Source organism: Planctobacterium sp. R6 (assembly GCF_055755215.1).
Map to the genome: position 1 here is coordinate 1 of NZ_JBVTQY010000018.1, position 15,547 is coordinate 15,547.

Here is a 15,547-nt window from a genome sequence, read left to right on the forward strand (position 1 = left end):
ATACGTATGCAGTTTATTCCTGTGACTTTTTGAAAATTTAGCAATTAAAAACTTGTAAATGTTGAGGTGTACATATATGTCTTTGTAGGTCTGACTTGAGCTACATGGACGTAGTGAATGCCGATTTTGCAGGAGCAAAAATCGGCCAGTCAGACACCTTTGCTGGCTTTTAGCATCTTCGTTGGACTAAAGTCCAACCTACCTCATATCTACAACGATTCCGCCTTTGAGGCTTATGTTGTCTCGCGCCAAGGGCATATGGGGGTTGAAGGGGAGCTCCCCTTCGAAGAAGCAATATCAGAGTACTGGACTGTCAATCTGACACCGTTGTAAGAAACAACCAATGTTGCTCTGTTTAATATTATTGTCGGGGCGCCGACAGCGCCTCAAGGTGAGCGGCTGCGCCCCCCTTGAGAATCCCCCGCAGCCCCTGACGCGCAAAAACATAAACTCCGACATCAGAACAACGACGACCATCAATGACAGCACATCCCTGTGCTGGGCATTGATTGAGGTATCTTCCCTGATACCTCTCATCGTTGTTTTAGCTAATGTCGGAGTTTATTGCGCGTAAAGGGGAATTAAATTCAGTACTTCGATTTAATCACTGTGCAACTTTTAAGACGACATTCATTTTGGTTTTGTAAAAATTCACCGCCTGATTTGTTCAAAGTCAGAACAACGCAATCTCTTGCAGGACTGGGCTTAGCATAACGACCTCAGACACAAGATAGACAATCTTGTGACACTTTGTTAATCCAGACAAAAACTCATTGGCTGCCCTTTTCCTCTAAGGCATTATATCCCATAGAGTTTTGCCGCTTTTTCGGCTGTTAGTTTGCAATAAGGTGTTATTTCACCGGGATAGTATGAGAAAAACAAAAGTAGTGGCTGTCAGCGGTGTATCTGGAGCAGGTAAAACCACCATTGTGAAGCAATTAGCCAAGGAGTTTTCATGCCCGTATTTGCTCTTTGACGATTTCGTTACCCAGAACTCTTACCCGCAAAACATGAAGAGCTGGCTGGCAAATGGCGCAAATGTTTCCCTTATTAAAACACCTGATTTTGCTAATGCAATAAAGGCCTTAGTTGCTGAAAATAGGTGTAATTTCGTTTTTATTGAAGAACCGTTTGGCAGAGAGCGTGACGTGATTTCGCCATTAATTGATTACGTTATTCTCTTAGATCAACCATTGGAACTGTGCCTGGCTCGCATTATCCAAAGACACACCGACAAACCTACCACAAATTCAAGTAACTCGATTTCAGCTTATTTAGATAAATACTGTGATCACTTCAGAGATATTTACCTGACCTGCGCCAACCAGGTCAGGCGCAACGCAGATTTGGTTATTAAAGAGGTATTATCTGTCCAAGATACAACCAGTTGCATAGGTAACTGGCTAAAAAATCAAGCCCGTTAATCGAAGCCTTGTTGTTATGGGTGTCTGCTTAATTTTGGTTAATTTAGTGATGGGTGTCCTTTGAATTTCCCTGATACTTGCATTTCACTCAAAATGATTAAGAATGTCAGCCACATAACAGCAATTGGCCTATTCCAATGAAAAAACTGACTGTACTCACCCTGTTCAGCCTCCTGCTTATTGGTTGTAACCGCAATGAGGTGGGCGATATCTCACTGGGTGTCTTTACCACCAAGGACATCAAACTGGATGCCTTTCGCGATCCGGTTGTGACGGGGGTTACCTGTCATGTTTCCAGCATTGAAGCGGATCTCAGTTTCGCTGATCCGTCAGACAGCTCAATCGCCTGTCGGCAGACCGGACCAATAACATCAGCGATGATTGCAGAAATAGACAAAAGCGAATCCGGCGAAGTGCTGTTTCGTAAATCCAAAAGTATATTCTTAAAAACCATGAAAATACGCCGCGTTTACGATGCTGAAAATCAAACCCTGCTGTATGTGGCTTACTCCACCAAAGAAACTTCAGGAAGCTTTAAGCACAGTCTGTCGACAGTACCGCTATACGGAACTGAAGCCTACCGGGTCGCAGCGTCACAACCTGCCGATTAAAGGCGTTTTGCAGCTAACACTCACACAGACAACACAGAAGCATGAGAAACTGTTTTGAACATTGCTTTATTTGATTTCGATGGAACCATCACCAATGCAGATATGTACAGCAAATTTCTGCATTTCTCGGCCACAAAAAAGCGCGCGATACTGGCAAAGGTCTTGTTATCTCCATTTTTCATTCCGTACAAAATGGGGCTTCTTTCGGCACCTAAAATGCGCAGTATTGCCAGCTTTATTGCGTTCGCCGGCCGTGTGGAAGAAGACGTTGTTGCCGTCGGCGAGAAATACGCCACCAAGGTTATTCCTGACTTTCTGAGAGAAGAGGCCTTAACCCGATTGCACTGGCACAAAAGCAATGGCGATCAGATTGTTATCGTATCAGCCTCGCTCGATATTTATTTGAGGTACTGGTGCGCAAAAAATGGATATTCCCTGATTTGCAGTGAACTTAAAGTTCAGCGCGGCAGGTTTTCCGGACGCTATGTTAATGATGATTGTAGCAATGCGAACAAATCAAAGCGGATCCGCTCTGAATTTGATTTAAAGCAGTATGATAAAGTTTATGCGTATGGCGACACAAAAGAAGACCTGGCAATGTTAGGTCTGGCAGATGAAGCCTACCTGAATTGGAAAAAGCACTCGGTGCATACATTACCTTAGCCGTTCACCTCCCCCAAAAGTCGCGCTAAAACTTAATTTTACCGGTCAGGATATCCTTAAACATCACCCAGTCCCCAAGCAAGCTATAAAACGGATAAGTGAATGTGGCCGGGCGATTTTTCTCAAAAAAGAAATGCCCCACCCAGGCAAACCCATAACCGATGACCGGCAGCAACCAAAGCAGCATCCAGTTACCGGTAACAATGGCACTGACCAGGCACAGTAACACCAGGCAGGAGCCGACGAAGTGCAAGCGGCGACAGGTAACATTCGCATGCTCAGCGAGATAAAACGGATAAAACTCAGCAAAAGTCTGATATTTTTTTTCACTGGTGGTATCTGACATAAGAAGTTCTCACGATAAAATCTCATATCAATGTAGCATAGCCCTGATAAAACTCTGTCACTGATACGACATTCTGGTTGTATTGTGACTGACAGCCCATACATAGAAAGCAACTTAAGCTCGTTAAAGGAAACCCTGTGGAACAAGTAGCCAGCAATATCGTGCATATGACACCAGAAAACTTCCAGCAAATTGTTCTGGAAGAGTCACAACAACGCCTGGTCATGGTGGACTTCTGGGCCGACTGGTGTGAACCCTGTAAATCCTTGATGCCCATACTGGAAAAGATTGCCGGCGAATATCCTAACGACCTGCTGCTCGCCAAAGTGAATTGTGATCAGGAACAGGCCATCTCCATGCAGTTTGGGGTTCGCAACTTACCCACGGTTATCCTGGTCAAAGATGGTCAGCCGGTCGATGGCTTTACCGGAGCCCAACCCGAAGGTGAGATCAGAAGCCTGCTGGAAAAGCACCTGCCAAAAGTCGAAGATGGCTTGTTGATTCAGGCCGGTGAGTTGCTGGCTGAAGGCAAATATGACGAAGCATTTCCCCTGCTGAAAACCGCGTACGAAGCCGCGCCAGAAAGAGTCGATATCAAGTTTGCCCTGATTGATACCTATCTGGAATTGGGCCGATTGAATCAAGCCAAAGAATTGCTGGATAGCGTCTTAATGGTGGATCAGGATGCCAATTATCAAACGCTGCGCGGCAAACTGGAACTGGCAGAAAAGGCCTCTCAGTCGCCTGAAATCATTGCCCTGGAAGAGGTCGTGGAGAAAAACCCCGACGATTTACAAGCCAAAATAGACCTGGCGGTGCAGTACCAGCAAAATAATCGCCAGGAAGAAGGTCTGGCGTTACTTCTCAAAGTACTGCAAAAAGACCTGAATTTTGGCGATGCCCGCAAACTGTTGATTGATGCCATCAATGCCCTGCCGGAGGGCGACAGTCTGGCTGGTACCTACCGCCGTAAACTATACGCTATGTTGTATTAGCGAGGCCTTCAATGTTTAGCGAACAGCCCCTACCGGGGCTGTAATGCACCAAACCCTGACGTTTCTTGAACATATCGTGAGTAACTTAGAAGGAATTTGTCATACTTCCGTGATACTTTTGCGATAACTATTTTTCATACTTTTCCCGTTGTTTAATTAAAATCAATCCGAGGAAAATTATGAAACTGCGTAACCTGATATTGTCCACTGCCTTGCTGTCTGGCGCTGCTGCCAATGCCGCAGAACTCAACATTGAATTTCAAAATCTGACCCAGGGGATTTACTTCACCCCGATTCTGGTCGCCGCACACCCTGCTGAGTCGTCGTTGTTCGAAACCGGTGAAAGTGCCTCCGATGAACTGCAAATGATGGCAGAAGGCGGTGATATCAGCGGCTTAGCGGATATCATTGCCGGTGTTAACGGCAATGCCGCCGAAGTGCAGGCTGAGCTTACAGCACCGGGGATGAGCCGCTCCTTTGCGCTGAGTACCGACGCCGATAACACGGTGCTCTCACTGACTTCCATGTTACTGCCCACCAATGATGCCTTTGTGGGCCTGGATAACTGGACCATCCCTACCGAAGCGGGTACTTACACCCTGTATCTCAATGCCTACGATGCCGGTACTGAAGCCAATGATGAAATTCGCGGCAGCGGTGCACCAGGACAAGCTGGAATGCCCGTACCGCCCCCACTGGAAGCGTTAGTTGGGACAGGGGGTAGTGGCGTCACCGCAGAAGAAACCAATACAACCGTGCATATCCACCGGGGTAATGTCGGTGACAGCATGAATGATGGTGGTATCAGTGATATCAACAGCAGTGTGCAGCGTTGGTTAAACCCCATCGCCAAACTGACTGTTACCGTGCAGTAGGAGTCCGTCATGACAAACCTGAAATTAACACATTACAAAAAACAACTGCTGCCGCTCAGTGCCCTGTTTATGCTGGCAGCCTGCGGCAGTGATAACAACCACACCACTGAAGTCCCCCCGGCCGAAGATCCGGCTCCGGTTATCAGTAGCTATGAGATCACTGTGACTAATCTGAGCCATGCTCAGCCGCTATCCCCGGTAGCAGTGGTACTGCACAGTACCGGTCAATTCTGGACTATCGGCGAGTCCGCATCAGAAGAACTGGAGTATCTGGCAGAAGGCGGTGACAACAGCTTTATCCTGGGTCATTCCATGGTGGAATCAGGGGAGAGCGGCGTTGCTCCTGTAGCACCTGGTGCATCGGAAACAATTTCTATCAGTATTGAAGACAATGACATGCCGCTACTGTCGGTAATCACTATGCTGGTCAACACCAATGATGCCTTTACCGGACTCAATGCACACAATCTGGCAGAGCTGGCACCCGGTGACAGCTGGAGTACTACGGCGCATGTGTACGATTCAGGTACGGAAAAAAACTCGGAAGCAAGCGGCACTATTCCCGGTCCTGTAGATGGTGGAACCGGTTTCGATGCACTGCGTGACGATGTGGATTTTGTCAGTATGCATCCAGGCATAGTTGCCACCGAAGATGGATTAGCCAGTTCAGTGCTCAGCAAAGTTCACGCCTTTGACAATCCCGTGGCAAAAATTAGCGTAAGCCGAATTGAATAATCTCCCTGATACCAGGCTCAAACTGTCCCGCCGGTCAGTTTGAGCCCGTTGACTTAAACATTGCGAATAAGCATGAGCCATAAAATACTAATTGTTGAAGATGATCTTGATATTGCAGACCTGATCCGGGTGAATCTCGCTGAATTAGGTATCGACATAGAGCACTGCATTGATGGACAGCAGGCACTGGACAAAGCCAGGGCCGAACACTTTGATCTTTTGCTGCTGGATATCATGTTACCTTCACTCAGTGGTTTAGACATATGCCGCATCATCCGCCAGGAAAGGCCCGCTCAGGCGATATTAATGCTCACCGCTAAAAACTCCGAAACCGATCGTGTATTGGGACTGGAATTGGGTGCCGACGACTACATGTCAAAGCCTTTCAGTGTCAGAGAATTACAGGCCCGGGTGCGTTCACAGTTGCGCAAGGTGACATTGGTTCGTCAGTTAGCAGAGCAGCCACCTAAGAACCTCGATGAAACACTGCAAACCGGAATATTACACATTGAGCACAAAGCCCGACTTGCCAGCTTAAACGGTTATACTTTGGAACTCACCGCCACCGAGTTTGATTTACTGTGGTATCTGGCTAAACATCCCAATCAGGTGTTCAGCCGTGCACAGTTACTGGAATCGGTCTGGGGATACTCGCACAATGGCTATGAACATACGGTTAATTCTCACATCAATCGCTTGCGGGCCAAAATTGAAAAGGATGCCGCATCACCCAATATAGTGCAGACCGTCTGGGGCGTGGGCTATAAGTTTAACCCCGAAGGTGTGCAGCTACCGTGAAGCTGTGTTTTTATCAACGCTTATCTCTGGCCACCATCAGTATATTTTTGTTGATCACCAGCAGTTTCCTGTGGTGGTCAAACGCTATGCAGGAACGCACTCAACATCAGGCAGAGCAACAACTGCATCTCAATCTGGCGCAACATTTAGTGGATGACAATCCGCTGTTGAAAGAAGGTGTTTTTGATTACCAGGCGCTGGGTAATTTGTTTCATACCCTGATGGTGATGGGGCCCAACTTTGAGTTTTACTATCTGGATATCGAAGGCCACATTCTGACCTTTAATGCCCAACCCGGCAAAGTCAAAACCCGGCAGGTGGCCCTGCCACCCATTGAGCGTTTGTTACAACACCCGGACCAGCTGCCCATTTATGGCAGCAACCCCAAAGACCCGAAAAAAGACAAAATCTTCTCTGTTGCTCCGGTTTACAAAGCGCAGCAGAAACAGGGCTATTTGTACGTTATTCTGGGCGGTGAACAGTACGATACCATTATCAAAAAACTCACCCATGACCAGAACTTCGCGCAATTTACCTTGCTGGGTGTCACCACTCTGGTGTTATTTTTAGTGCTGATGGTGTGTTTGTTCGCGTGGCTGACCAAGCCCATGAAAAAACTGACACTGGCAATGGATTCAGTACGAGCCGCAGACTATGATCTCAGCCGCTCCGGGTATTCACCTATGCATTGGGATCGCAACAGCATAGATGAAGTGCAAAAACTGGGTTGTGCCTTCAATGACATGGTGGCCCATATTCAGGGGCAATTCGAAGCCTTGCAGGCACTGGATAGCCGCCGCCGTTCATTGTTGGCGGATTTATCTCATGATTTGCGAACTCCGCTGGCCAACCTGCAAGGTTATATAGAAACTCTGGCGCTAAACCATCAGAATTTAAACCCGGAAGACACTGAACGCTTTATTCAGATATCGCTGAAAAACGCCAGGAACCTGAAGCATCTTATCGACCAGATTTTTGAGCTGGCCTACATTGAAGCCGGTCAGATAACCCTGCACAAAGAACCCTTCCCCATTGTGGAATTGATCCATGATATAGCCGCCAAATTTACCCTGAACGCCCGGGAAAAGAATATCGAAATAGCGGTGCAGGCAGCACAGTCAGATGCCATCGTCTATGCCGACATCGGAAAATTAGAACGGGTGCTCACCAACCTGATAGAAAATGCTATCAGACACACACCGGAAAACGGCAAAGTTACACTTAGCATTGTAAGCCAGTGTAATGGCGTTGCAGTTTCTGTGGAGGACAATGGCGTTGGTATTCCGGCCAATGAACTACAGCATATTTTTGAAGCCAGATATCAGGCCAGTAACAGTGAAAAAGACCACCATATTCACGCCGGATTAGGGTTGGCTATCTGTAAAAAGCTCATGGAGCTCAATGACAGTTCATTGTCCGTCATAAGTGAAAAAGGCCGGGGAACCTGCTTCAGCTTTGTTTTGCCAACACCTGAAGAGTAATTGTGTAAATTTTATAGTCCCAATTAGTGAACCACTTCACATTCAATTTATGTGAAATTAAATTAATTAGACTAAACTACTATTGACGTTTTAGAAAAATTGGACTTTGAGTTTTACACAAAGTAGGTTTGCTGTTTCCGAATTGTTGTGACAACAGGAGCAGGTATGCCAGAAATTTCCGCCGAGCAGCGCATCGATATCAAAAATCTGGATGTTGATCTGAACAGCGATAAATTTTTCCGGCAAATGATCCGAACGATAGCGGGCACGTTAGAAGACAACGTGGGTATCGACGAAGCATCCGGGTTTATCGCCATCGTGGGCCAGGAACTGGGGCGCAGAATTGAAATAGAATACGAGAAGTCTCTGAATACCGGACAATTTAACAAGGAAACTATTGCAGACATTTTAGTGGATTTAAAGCGTCGTATTGGTGGAGATTTTAGTGTTGCGTCGGTTAACAACCGGCAAATAGTTTTAACCAATCGCTGTTGTCCATTCGGTGATGAAGTATTGAGGCGGGATTCACTGTGTATGATGACCTCCAATGTGTTTGGCTTCATCGTGTCAAATCACAACGGCTATGCCGCGATAAAGTTACCGGAAACCATCGCGCGGGGCCACGGCAAATGCCGGGTCGTCATTGAGTTAAAAATGTCTGACGAATTCACAGAAAGTGAGGGGTATCGTGAGTATTTTAATCAATCAGCAGGAAAAAACAGGGCCTAGATTCTCTATTCAGAGCTTGTTAAATGGCTTCTCTGAGCCCGCCTACTTGTGCGATCACAAAGGCAATATCATCAATCTCAACAACACGGCCAAAACCCTGTTGCAACATTGTGATCAAGACACCACCCAGCCACACAACCTGCCTCAGGTGCTGGGTATCGATCAGCTCAAGTTCTCCAGAGTAGCCAGGGGCACCTTGCGCACCACAGCTAACATCCCATCGCGTTTTGAAGCAGCTCACCCGATTTCCAACGAGCAGTCTGTTATCGCCATGACCCTGTCCTCAGTAAGAACCGAAGGCAACAGACAACCCACTCACCTGCTGATCAGGTTAACCGACAATAACTCCTTGCTGGAGAGAAAATTCCGCCGCCTGAAAGATCAGGTAGATCAGGTTCAGGAAGAATTGAAAAAACAGGTTAAGCAATCCATCACCGACCCGCTGACAGGCTTGTTAAATCGCAGAGCCATCAGCAATGAATTTAGCGATCATCAATCGCCCTTTAACTGTGAAGATCACACCCACTCCATCGCGATTGTGGATATTGATGATTTTAAGGCCATCAATGACTCGTTTGGCCATCGGGTAGGAGACGAAGTGCTTCGTGGTCTGGCCGCCCTTATGCGTGAGCAATGTCGGGAAGAGGATATCTGCTGTCGCTGGGGAGGCGAGGAGTTTGTCATCGCGTTACTGGATACCGATCAGGTTCAGGCCCTGGAAGCCATGCAACGCCTGCGCATCGCAGTGGAAAAGCACAACTTCGGCACAGAAGCACGGCTGGTTAAAATTACAGTAACCATTGGGATCAGCGAATTTTCCTGTCAGGACAGCATAATCGAAGTTATTGAGTCTGCCGATGCCGCCATGTACAAAGCTAAAAAATCGGGTAAAAACAGTGTATTACTCAGCAGCCACAAACATCTGACGCTAGATTAGTTGCAATAATTCCGACAGCGAATCGAGTGCAATGTGGGGCAACAAATGTGCCTGTTCACGGTTCAGGTTCATCGTTCTGTTTTCGGCATACCAGGCGGCCTGAAAACCCGCCATAACAGCACCGGCAACGTCTTTTTCCAGATTATCGCCCACGTGCAAAATAGACTGCGCCGGTACCTTCAGGTCACGGCACGCCAGTTCAAACATATCCGGAAAGGGTTTACTGCGCATTGTTGAACTGGCGTGATAAACCCGCTCAAAACACCCATCAAGACCAATTCTGGCGATATCAACGTTGCCATTGGTAATAGCCATCAATGGCACTTTTTGCGCTAACTGTTTGAGCACGGTGACATACTCATCAGGTACTTTGAAATGGCTGCGGTGAAAGTAAAAGGTGTCATAACTGCGACTGATGGCATCTGCCAGTGCATCTCCGGTCAGCCCGATTGCGCCAAACATCTTAGCCAATACTGCCCGTCGCAAGGCAATCATGTCGTGCCGGCAGGCCGGCGTTTCACGGACCACTTCCCGTCGAAACTGACGCCAGGCAGGTTTACCCAACGATGCCGTTTCCGGCCAGTGTTGCTGCATGAAGGCGAACATCTGCTGTTCCGCTTCCACAATATAAGGGTGATTGGCATAAAAGGTATCGTCCAGGTCAAAGGTCATGGCCTGAATCGGATTGAGACGACGGTAATACTTCATCGGTTTCGCTCTAAGGTTTTCGCTTTCTGGCTCTGGGATGAGCCGTATCATAGATTTTGCTCAGGTGCTGAAAATCCAGGTGGGTGTACACCTGGGTGGTAGACAAGTTTGCATGCCCCAATAACTCCTGAACTGCCCGTAAATCGCCGCTGGATTCCAGCATATGAGTGGCGAAGGAATGGCGTAACTTGTGCGGATGTACCTGTTGATCCAACGACTGTTTTTGCGCCCAGAGTTTCATGCGCTTGGCAATTTGCCGGGATGATATGCGCTTGTTTTGCATACTGACAAACACCGCAGGTTCGTCTTCGCCGATCAGTTGTCCACGCACTTTCAACCAGGCTTTAAGCGCTTCCCGGGCCACTTTGCCCACAGGTAAAATGCGTTCTTTACTGCCTTTACCACGCACCCGAAGTTGCTGCATGCCCTCTTCAATATGATTCAGATTGAGATCGGTTAATTCTGCAAGTCGCAATCCACACCCATAGGTTAGCTCCATCATGGCTTTGTCACGCACGGCCAGTACCGATTCTTCATCAATATTGAGCAATTGCGACATTTCATCGACGTTCAGTTGTTTGGGTAAAGGACGCCCCTGCTTGGGTGCCGTCACCGCCTTGGCGGGATTCTGTGTCAACACGCCCTGGGTAACCAGATAGCGGCAAAAGCTACGCAAAGCAGATAAGCGCAGGGCAATACTCTTAGGTGACAAATCCTGACGCCTTGCCTGAGCCAGGACTCGCTTCACATGAGCCACGGTCAGCAGATGCCAGGCTTCAATGCTGATACCTTCAGCTATCACCAGTAGCTGCCTTTGGTAATTCTCTATGGTTTTTGCAGATAAGTTGCGTTCAAACTTCAGGTAATCCAGAAAGTCTGTAATGGGTGTCAGCATCGCATCTGATACTGACACAACTCAATCCTGTACAGTGGGGATAATAAGGCTGAGGAATTGCTGCAACTGAGTGATCAGCAAGGTATCCATTTGCGGATTAAAGTGACCATCGTTGTCACTGCCTATCACCAGCAGACCCAGTTCATCTTCATGGCGCAAACGCATAATCACCACAGACTGTGGCTGACTGGCAGAGAATAAAATCTGATTTTCCTGCTGGGTTAAACGACCAAAGAAAAAGTCCGACTTACTCAGGCGTTTGTCCAGAATAAGTTGTCTGTCTTTGTCTGTCAGGCCATTTTTGTCAGTCACCAGATGTAACACCACATCGCTTAACTTGAGTTGCTGACACACGGTGTCTTGTAAGGCATTGCGAATATCGGCTATCTGTTTACAATTAAACAAACGCAAATTCAGATCGGCGTAAATACGGTAAATAGCTTCATTCTGACGGGCCACAGACATCAGATCGGTGAGCTTTTTTTGCAACTCTGTGACTTTGTCCCGCAGCTGTTCTGCCTGTAACTCCACCAGAGAAACAGAGCCTTTTTTCTGGTGGGGGATTGTCAGTTCTTCAGCCAGTAGCGGATAACGAATAAAGAATTCCGGATTATTCAGTAAGTAGTCTTTCACCAACTCCGGTGTTAACCAGTCAGCAGAAGGCGTGTTGATTTCGGCGGTATTATTTGGAGTGTCAGTCATATTTCTATACTGCCGTCAAAAACGTGTTCTGCGGCACCTGTCATTTTTATCATTGTATCGTTACCCTGCCACCGTATTTTAAGGGAACCACCCGGTAAGTCCACCCTGACATTGTCATCCAGTTTACCTTGCAGATGTCCGATGACCGCCGCAGCACATGCGCCGCTGCCACAGGCCAACGTCTCACCGACACCCCGTTCAAATACGCGAAGGCGAATATGCTTGCGGTTAACAATCTGCATAAAGCCCACATTAACCCCTTCCGGAAAGCGTTCATGAGTCTCCAGTAAGGGGCCGAGGGATTCTACCGGTGCGCTGTCAACATTATCCACTTCCATCACACAATGGGGATTACCCATGGAAACAGCGCCGGCCATCACCGTATGCTCCTCCGCCCGGATCAGGTAGATATTTTCCTGTTTGTTGGCTTTGATGGGTACCGCCGCCGGTTCAAAATTGGGTCGCCCCATATTGACCGTCACCATGCCATCGTTCTCCAGATACAATACCATACGACCGTTTTTGGTACTGACCGAGATTTTGTTGCGATTAATTAAGCCTTTCATTTTGACAAACCGGGCAAAACAACGGGCGCCATTGCCGCATTGTGTTACCTCAGAGCCATCCGCATTAAAAATGCGGTAATGAAAATCCTGATCCGGATCGTAGGGCGGCTCCACCAGCAACATCTGATCAAAGCCCACACCGAAATTCCGGTCGGCCAATTGTGCGATCTTCTCTTTTGAGAAGAATACGTTCTGGGTGAGGTTATCAACAACCATAAAATCATTACCCAGACCGTGCATTTTAGAAAACTGCACTAACATGTGATTAATTCGAAAACTTCTATTAGGTCTATATTACGGGAGTTTACGTTCCAGTTTCCACAACTCTTGTAAAGTTTCCCGCTCGCGCACCAAATGTAGTGTATCCCCATCCACCATAAGCTCCGGTGGACGAGCGCGGGTGTTGTAGTTGGAAGCCATCACAAAGCCATAGGCTCCGGCACTTCTGACCGCCAATAAATCGTCTGCTGCAATAGCCAGTTCCCGCTCTTTACCCAGAAAGTCACCGGTTTCGCAAATCGGACCGACCACGTCGTATACCGCCTTTTCACGCTGCAAACCGCTATCCACCGGGATAATATTCATCCAGGCAGAGTACAGCGCCGGTCGGATCAGATCATTCATGGCAGCATCTACGATCGCAAAATTCTTCTCCGCGCCGGATTTCAGAAATTCTACTTTCGTCACCAGAATGCCGGCATTTGCCATAATGGCGCGACCGGGTTCAAATACCAGGGTTAGCTCTTCCCTGCCCTGCAAGCGCTGCGCTAATGCCGCGGCGTATTCGTTAGGGTGCGGCGGTGTTTCATTCTGATAAGGTACACCGAGGCCGCCACCAACATCCAGATGATTGATGTGAATGCCTTTTTCTTTAAGTTCGTCGATTAATGCCAGTAACCGGTCCAGAGCATCCACAAAAGGCGCCAGATCAGTTAACTGAGAGCCAATGTGACAATCAATACCTTTGACTTCCAGGTGGCTCATTGCAGCCGCCTGCTGGTAAATAGCAATGGCTTGTTCGCGCTCAATGCCGAATTTATTGGCTTTCAGTCCGGTGGAAATATAAGGGTGAGTTTTGGCGTCTACATCCGGGTTAACGCGAATGGATATCGGAGCTTTAACATCCAGCTCTGCCGCGACTTTATTAATGCGCGACAATTCCGCAGGTGATTCTACGTTGAAACAATAAATATTGTGCCTGAGGGCCAACAGAATTTCTTCTTCCGTTTTCCCCACACCGGAAAACACCACTTTTTTCGGATCGCCGCCCGCGGCAATGACTCTTTGCAATTCACCACCGGACACAATGTCAAAGCCGGAACCCAGTTTTGCCATCACCGACAACACCCCCAGATTGGAATTGGCTTTTACCGCGTAACAGATCAAATGGGGTTGTTTGCCTGCCGCCTTATCAAACGCCTGCCAGTGGCGCTCTATGGTGGCGCGGGAATAAATATAACAGGGCGTACCATATTGCGCAGCGATGTCTGCTACAGACAACTCTTCAGCAAACAATTGCTCATTTTGATATTGAAAAAAATCCATAATAATCCCTGTTGTTACTCTTTGGGTTGGTCCGACTCAGCGGCTTCACTTGCAGCAGCAGGAACAGGCGGATTGGCGTTGTCGCTCTGATTCTGGGCGGCTTCTTCAGGTAAAAATAGCGGGCCACGTTGGCCACAGGCGGTCAACAGGCAGAGCATGAGGAGGATAAAAGAACACTTTCGCATGTGATTTTTGAGTCTGGAAATCATAATTAGGGCCATATTCTCATTGCCCTGGCCGATTTCCAAATAAAACTTTATATCCAACTCGCATAAATAAAAAAATTTTCTGACACTGTATAAAAATGGCCCCTGGAGTGCCGATTAAAAACTAATCCGGAACAAAACTTCACTGTATCGAAAAATCTAATGCAAGTGCAAAGTGCCCAAATCCAGTTCGCTCATCAGCATGAACGCAGTGAACGTTACACTAAAAGCGAAACACTGCTGGCGGAGCGCGCAGCACAACAGCAAGGTGACCCGGCAACCCGCACCGTTTTGCTATCAGAGCGGACAGATATTCAGCGTTCTGAACAAGCTTTAGGTATTTCGGCAAATGACAAGCCGCAATCGCCTGTCACTGATTTATCGCAAAGAGGAAGAGCATTGGCGGCGCAGATAGAACAAGCTGGTAATCGCGCGCAGGGGTTCACAGCCTTCTTGCGTCCTGAGGAAGACGAGCTCAGTGACAGTCATTTGGACGCCAAAATCTGGCAATTAAAATCCGTTGTGGAAAGTTTTATCGGACGGGAAATCCATCTACACCATTTGCAGGAAGAGCAAGAAAGTCCGGATCAGTCTGTAAGTAATGGTCGCAACAACCAACGGCCGCCAACAAGCTCCACCGCAGAGTTGATTTATCAATATCAGGAAAGCTATCAGGAAGACGAGTCGTCCTTGTTTATTGCCAGCGGCGAAGTCACGTTGCAATCCGGTGAGACCATTCAACTGGAATTACAACAATTTACGCAGCGCAGCTTTTATCAGGCCAACAGTCTGGAAATGAAAATAGGTGAAATTGAGCTGACTGATCCTCTGGTTATCAATCTTCAGGGCGCATCCGTTTCACTAAGCCAGCGAACTCACCAGTTCGATCTGGATCAGGATGGTCAGCAAGATACTATACATTTTGCCACCGGTCAGTCTGGGTTTCTGGCCCTGGATCGTAACAACAACAGCCTGATCGATGATGGCAGCGAGTTGTTTGGTGCAAAAACCGGTAATGGCTTCGCTGAACTGGCGCAGTATGATGAAGATCAAAATGGTTTTATTGACGCCGGTGACAGTGTGTTTTCCCGACTTCAGTTTTATCAAAAAAATGCCCTGGGCGAAGATCAACTCAGCAATATCAGCGAACTGGGTATTGGTGCCCTGTACTTAGGACAACAAGCCAGTCCATTTGATATCAAAGACGCAGACAATCAACTACAGGCCAAAGTGCGTTCCAGCGGTTTGTTCATCAATAATAACGGCACCGTGGGTAGTCTGCAGCAGATTGATTTAGTGGTGTGACTATACCGGGTGCTGGCTTCACTCAG

The 15,547-nt window shown here is 47.6% G+C and carries 19 protein-coding genes; 12 read left to right on the plus strand and 7 right to left on the minus strand.

The features are described 5' to 3' along the window. Window positions 1-117 precede the first annotated feature (117 nt). The 4 genes from AC0J20_RS12590 (at window position 118) to AC0J20_RS12605 (ending at window position 2,698) form a co-directional block, all read left to right on the plus strand. The gene (locus tag AC0J20_RS12590; protein WP_473021907.1) at window positions 118-333 is read left to right on the plus strand and encodes a hypothetical protein; all 216 of its coding nucleotides are present in this window, start codon (window positions 118-120) and stop codon (window positions 331-333) included. Window positions 334-869: 536 nt separating this feature from the next. Next, complete coding sequence (locus AC0J20_RS12595; protein WP_473021908.1) at window positions 870-1,424, plus strand: AAA family ATPase; 555 nt, start codon at window positions 870-872, stop codon at window positions 1,422-1,424. Between the two features lie 137 nt (window positions 1,425-1,561). Further along, window positions 1,562-2,035 (plus strand): CreA family protein, encoded by a 474-nt coding sequence (locus AC0J20_RS12600; protein ID WP_473021909.1) that lies wholly within the window; start codon window positions 1,562-1,564, stop codon window positions 2,033-2,035. 54 nt (window positions 2,036-2,089) lie between these two features. Further along, window positions 2,090-2,698 carry an HAD-IB family hydrolase gene (locus AC0J20_RS12605; protein WP_473021910.1) on the plus strand — a complete coding sequence of 203 codons (609 nt, stop codon included), beginning with the start codon at window positions 2,090-2,092 and terminating at the stop codon, window positions 2,696-2,698. Between the two features lie 25 nt (window positions 2,699-2,723). Here AC0J20_RS12605 and AC0J20_RS12610 read toward each other — a convergent pair whose 3' ends face one another. Further along, window positions 2,724-3,044 carry an Mpo1-like protein gene (locus AC0J20_RS12610; RefSeq protein WP_473021911.1) on the minus strand — a complete coding sequence of 107 codons (321 nt, stop codon included), beginning with the start codon at window positions 3,042-3,044 and terminating at the stop codon, window positions 2,724-2,726. A 167-nt stretch (window positions 3,045-3,211) separates the two neighbouring features. Here AC0J20_RS12610 and trxA point away from each other — a divergent pair, with 167 nt between their 5' ends. The 7 genes from trxA (at window position 3,212) to AC0J20_RS12645 (ending at window position 9,594) form a co-directional block, all read left to right on the plus strand. After that, window positions 3,212-4,039: a thioredoxin gene (gene trxA / locus AC0J20_RS12615; protein ID WP_473021974.1), complete on the plus strand. Its 828-nt coding sequence runs from the start codon at window positions 3,212-3,214 to the stop codon at window positions 4,037-4,039. Between the two features lie 179 nt (window positions 4,040-4,218). Further along, on the plus strand, window positions 4,219-4,914 hold the full coding sequence (locus AC0J20_RS12620) for a spondin domain-containing protein (protein WP_473021913.1): 696 nt from the start codon (window positions 4,219-4,221) through the stop codon (window positions 4,912-4,914). 9 nt (window positions 4,915-4,923) lie between these two features. After that, entirely contained in the window at window positions 4,924-5,649 is a 726-nt protein-coding gene (locus AC0J20_RS12625) for a spondin domain-containing protein (RefSeq protein ID WP_473021915.1), read from the plus strand. Window positions 5,650-5,721: 72 nt separating this feature from the next. Further along, window positions 5,722-6,447: a response regulator transcription factor gene (locus tag AC0J20_RS12630; protein WP_229530103.1), complete on the plus strand. Its 726-nt coding sequence runs from the start codon at window positions 5,722-5,724 to the stop codon at window positions 6,445-6,447. Beyond that, window positions 6,444-7,928: a HAMP domain-containing sensor histidine kinase gene (locus AC0J20_RS12635; protein WP_473021916.1), complete on the plus strand. Its 1,485-nt coding sequence runs from the start codon at window positions 6,444-6,446 to the stop codon at window positions 7,926-7,928. The genes AC0J20_RS12630 and AC0J20_RS12635 overlap by 4 nt, the downstream gene beginning before the upstream one ends. A gap of 165 nt (window positions 7,929-8,093) precedes the next feature. Further along, entirely contained in the window at window positions 8,094-8,657 is a 564-nt protein-coding gene (locus AC0J20_RS12640; RefSeq protein WP_473021917.1) for a methanogen output domain 1-containing protein, read from the plus strand. Continuing rightward, window positions 8,617-9,594 (plus strand): GGDEF domain-containing protein, encoded by a 978-nt coding sequence (locus tag AC0J20_RS12645; RefSeq protein WP_377307075.1) that lies wholly within the window; start codon window positions 8,617-8,619, stop codon window positions 9,592-9,594. The genes AC0J20_RS12640 and AC0J20_RS12645 overlap by 41 nt, the downstream gene beginning before the upstream one ends. Here AC0J20_RS12645 and AC0J20_RS12650 read toward each other — a convergent pair. Genes AC0J20_RS12650 through lptM form a run of 6 tightly spaced genes read right to left on the minus strand, consistent with a single transcriptional unit; the run spans window position 9,586 to window position 14,258 of the window. Continuing rightward, a complete protein-coding gene (locus AC0J20_RS12650) occupies window positions 9,586-10,353 on the minus strand; it encodes an HAD-IA family hydrolase (RefSeq protein WP_473021918.1) in 768 nt (255 codons plus the stop codon). The two genes, AC0J20_RS12645 and AC0J20_RS12650, sit on opposite strands and share 9 nt — an antisense overlap. Then, complete coding sequence (xerC, locus tag AC0J20_RS12655) at window positions 10,313-11,197, minus strand: tyrosine recombinase XerC (protein WP_473021975.1); 885 nt, start codon at window positions 11,195-11,197, stop codon at window positions 10,313-10,315. Before xerC ends, AC0J20_RS12650 begins: the two co-directional genes overlap by 41 nt. Window positions 11,198-11,218: 21 nt before the next feature. Next, entirely contained in the window at window positions 11,219-11,899 is a 681-nt protein-coding gene (locus AC0J20_RS12660) for a DUF484 family protein (RefSeq protein WP_473021919.1), read from the minus strand. Then, complete coding sequence (gene dapF / locus AC0J20_RS12665) at window positions 11,896-12,726, minus strand: diaminopimelate epimerase (RefSeq protein ID WP_229530096.1); 831 nt, start codon at window positions 12,724-12,726, stop codon at window positions 11,896-11,898. Before dapF ends, AC0J20_RS12660 begins: the two co-directional genes overlap by 4 nt. A 33-nt stretch (window positions 12,727-12,759) precedes the next feature. Further along, the gene (gene lysA / locus AC0J20_RS12670; protein WP_473021920.1) at window positions 12,760-14,010 is read right to left on the minus strand and encodes a diaminopimelate decarboxylase; all 1,251 of its coding nucleotides are present in this window, start codon (window positions 14,008-14,010) and stop codon (window positions 12,760-12,762) included. Between the two features lie 14 nt (window positions 14,011-14,024). Further along, a complete protein-coding gene (lptM, locus tag AC0J20_RS12675; protein ID WP_473021921.1) occupies window positions 14,025-14,258 on the minus strand; it encodes an LPS translocon maturation chaperone LptM in 234 nt (77 codons plus the stop codon). Between the two features lie 120 nt (window positions 14,259-14,378). Here lptM and AC0J20_RS12680 point away from each other — a divergent pair, with 120 nt between their 5' ends. Next, window positions 14,379-15,521 carry a hypothetical protein gene (locus AC0J20_RS12680; RefSeq protein WP_229530093.1) on the plus strand — a complete coding sequence of 381 codons (1,143 nt, stop codon included), beginning with the start codon at window positions 14,379-14,381 and terminating at the stop codon, window positions 15,519-15,521. Window positions 15,522-15,547 lie beyond the last annotated feature (26 nt).

Excerpts from the sequence above, each read along its gene's own strand:
- AC0J20_RS12590 (WP_473021907.1), top strand. The coding sequence starts at position 118 with ATGCCGATTTTGCAGGAGCAAAAATCGGCCAGTCAGACACCTTTGCTG.
- AC0J20_RS12595 (WP_473021908.1), top strand. The coding sequence starts at position 870 with ATGAGAAAAACAAAAGTAGTGGCTGTCAGCGGTGTATCTGGAGCAGGT.
- AC0J20_RS12600 (WP_473021909.1), top strand. The coding sequence starts at position 1,562 with ATGAAAAAACTGACTGTACTCACCCTGTTCAGCCTCCTGCTTATTGGT.
- AC0J20_RS12610 (WP_473021911.1), bottom strand. The coding sequence starts at position 3,044 with ATGTCAGATACCACCAGTGAAAAAAAATATCAGACTTTTGCTGAGTTT.
- trxA (WP_473021974.1), top strand. The coding sequence starts at position 3,212 with ATGACACCAGAAAACTTCCAGCAAATTGTTCTGGAAGAGTCACAACAA.
- AC0J20_RS12620 (WP_473021913.1), top strand. The coding sequence starts at position 4,219 with ATGAAACTGCGTAACCTGATATTGTCCACTGCCTTGCTGTCTGGCGCT.
- AC0J20_RS12625 (WP_473021915.1), top strand. The coding sequence starts at position 4,924 with ATGACAAACCTGAAATTAACACATTACAAAAAACAACTGCTGCCGCTC.
- AC0J20_RS12630 (WP_229530103.1), top strand. The coding sequence starts at position 5,722 with ATGAGCCATAAAATACTAATTGTTGAAGATGATCTTGATATTGCAGAC.
- AC0J20_RS12640 (WP_473021917.1), top strand. The coding sequence starts at position 8,094 with ATGCCAGAAATTTCCGCCGAGCAGCGCATCGATATCAAAAATCTGGAT.
- AC0J20_RS12650 (WP_473021918.1), bottom strand. The coding sequence starts at position 10,353 with ATGATACGGCTCATCCCAGAGCCAGAAAGCGAAAACCTTAGAGCGAAA.
- xerC (WP_473021975.1), bottom strand. The coding sequence starts at position 11,197 with ATGCTGACACCCATTACAGACTTTCTGGATTACCTGAAGTTTGAACGC.
- AC0J20_RS12660 (WP_473021919.1), bottom strand. The coding sequence starts at position 11,899 with ATGACTGACACTCCAAATAATACCGCCGAAATCAACACGCCTTCTGCT.
- dapF (WP_229530096.1), bottom strand. The coding sequence starts at position 12,726 with ATGTTAGTGCAGTTTTCTAAAATGCACGGTCTGGGTAATGATTTTATG.
- lysA (WP_473021920.1), bottom strand. The coding sequence starts at position 14,010 with ATGGATTTTTTTCAATATCAAAATGAGCAATTGTTTGCTGAAGAGTTG.
- AC0J20_RS12680 (WP_229530093.1), top strand. The coding sequence starts at position 14,379 with ATGCAAGTGCAAAGTGCCCAAATCCAGTTCGCTCATCAGCATGAACGC.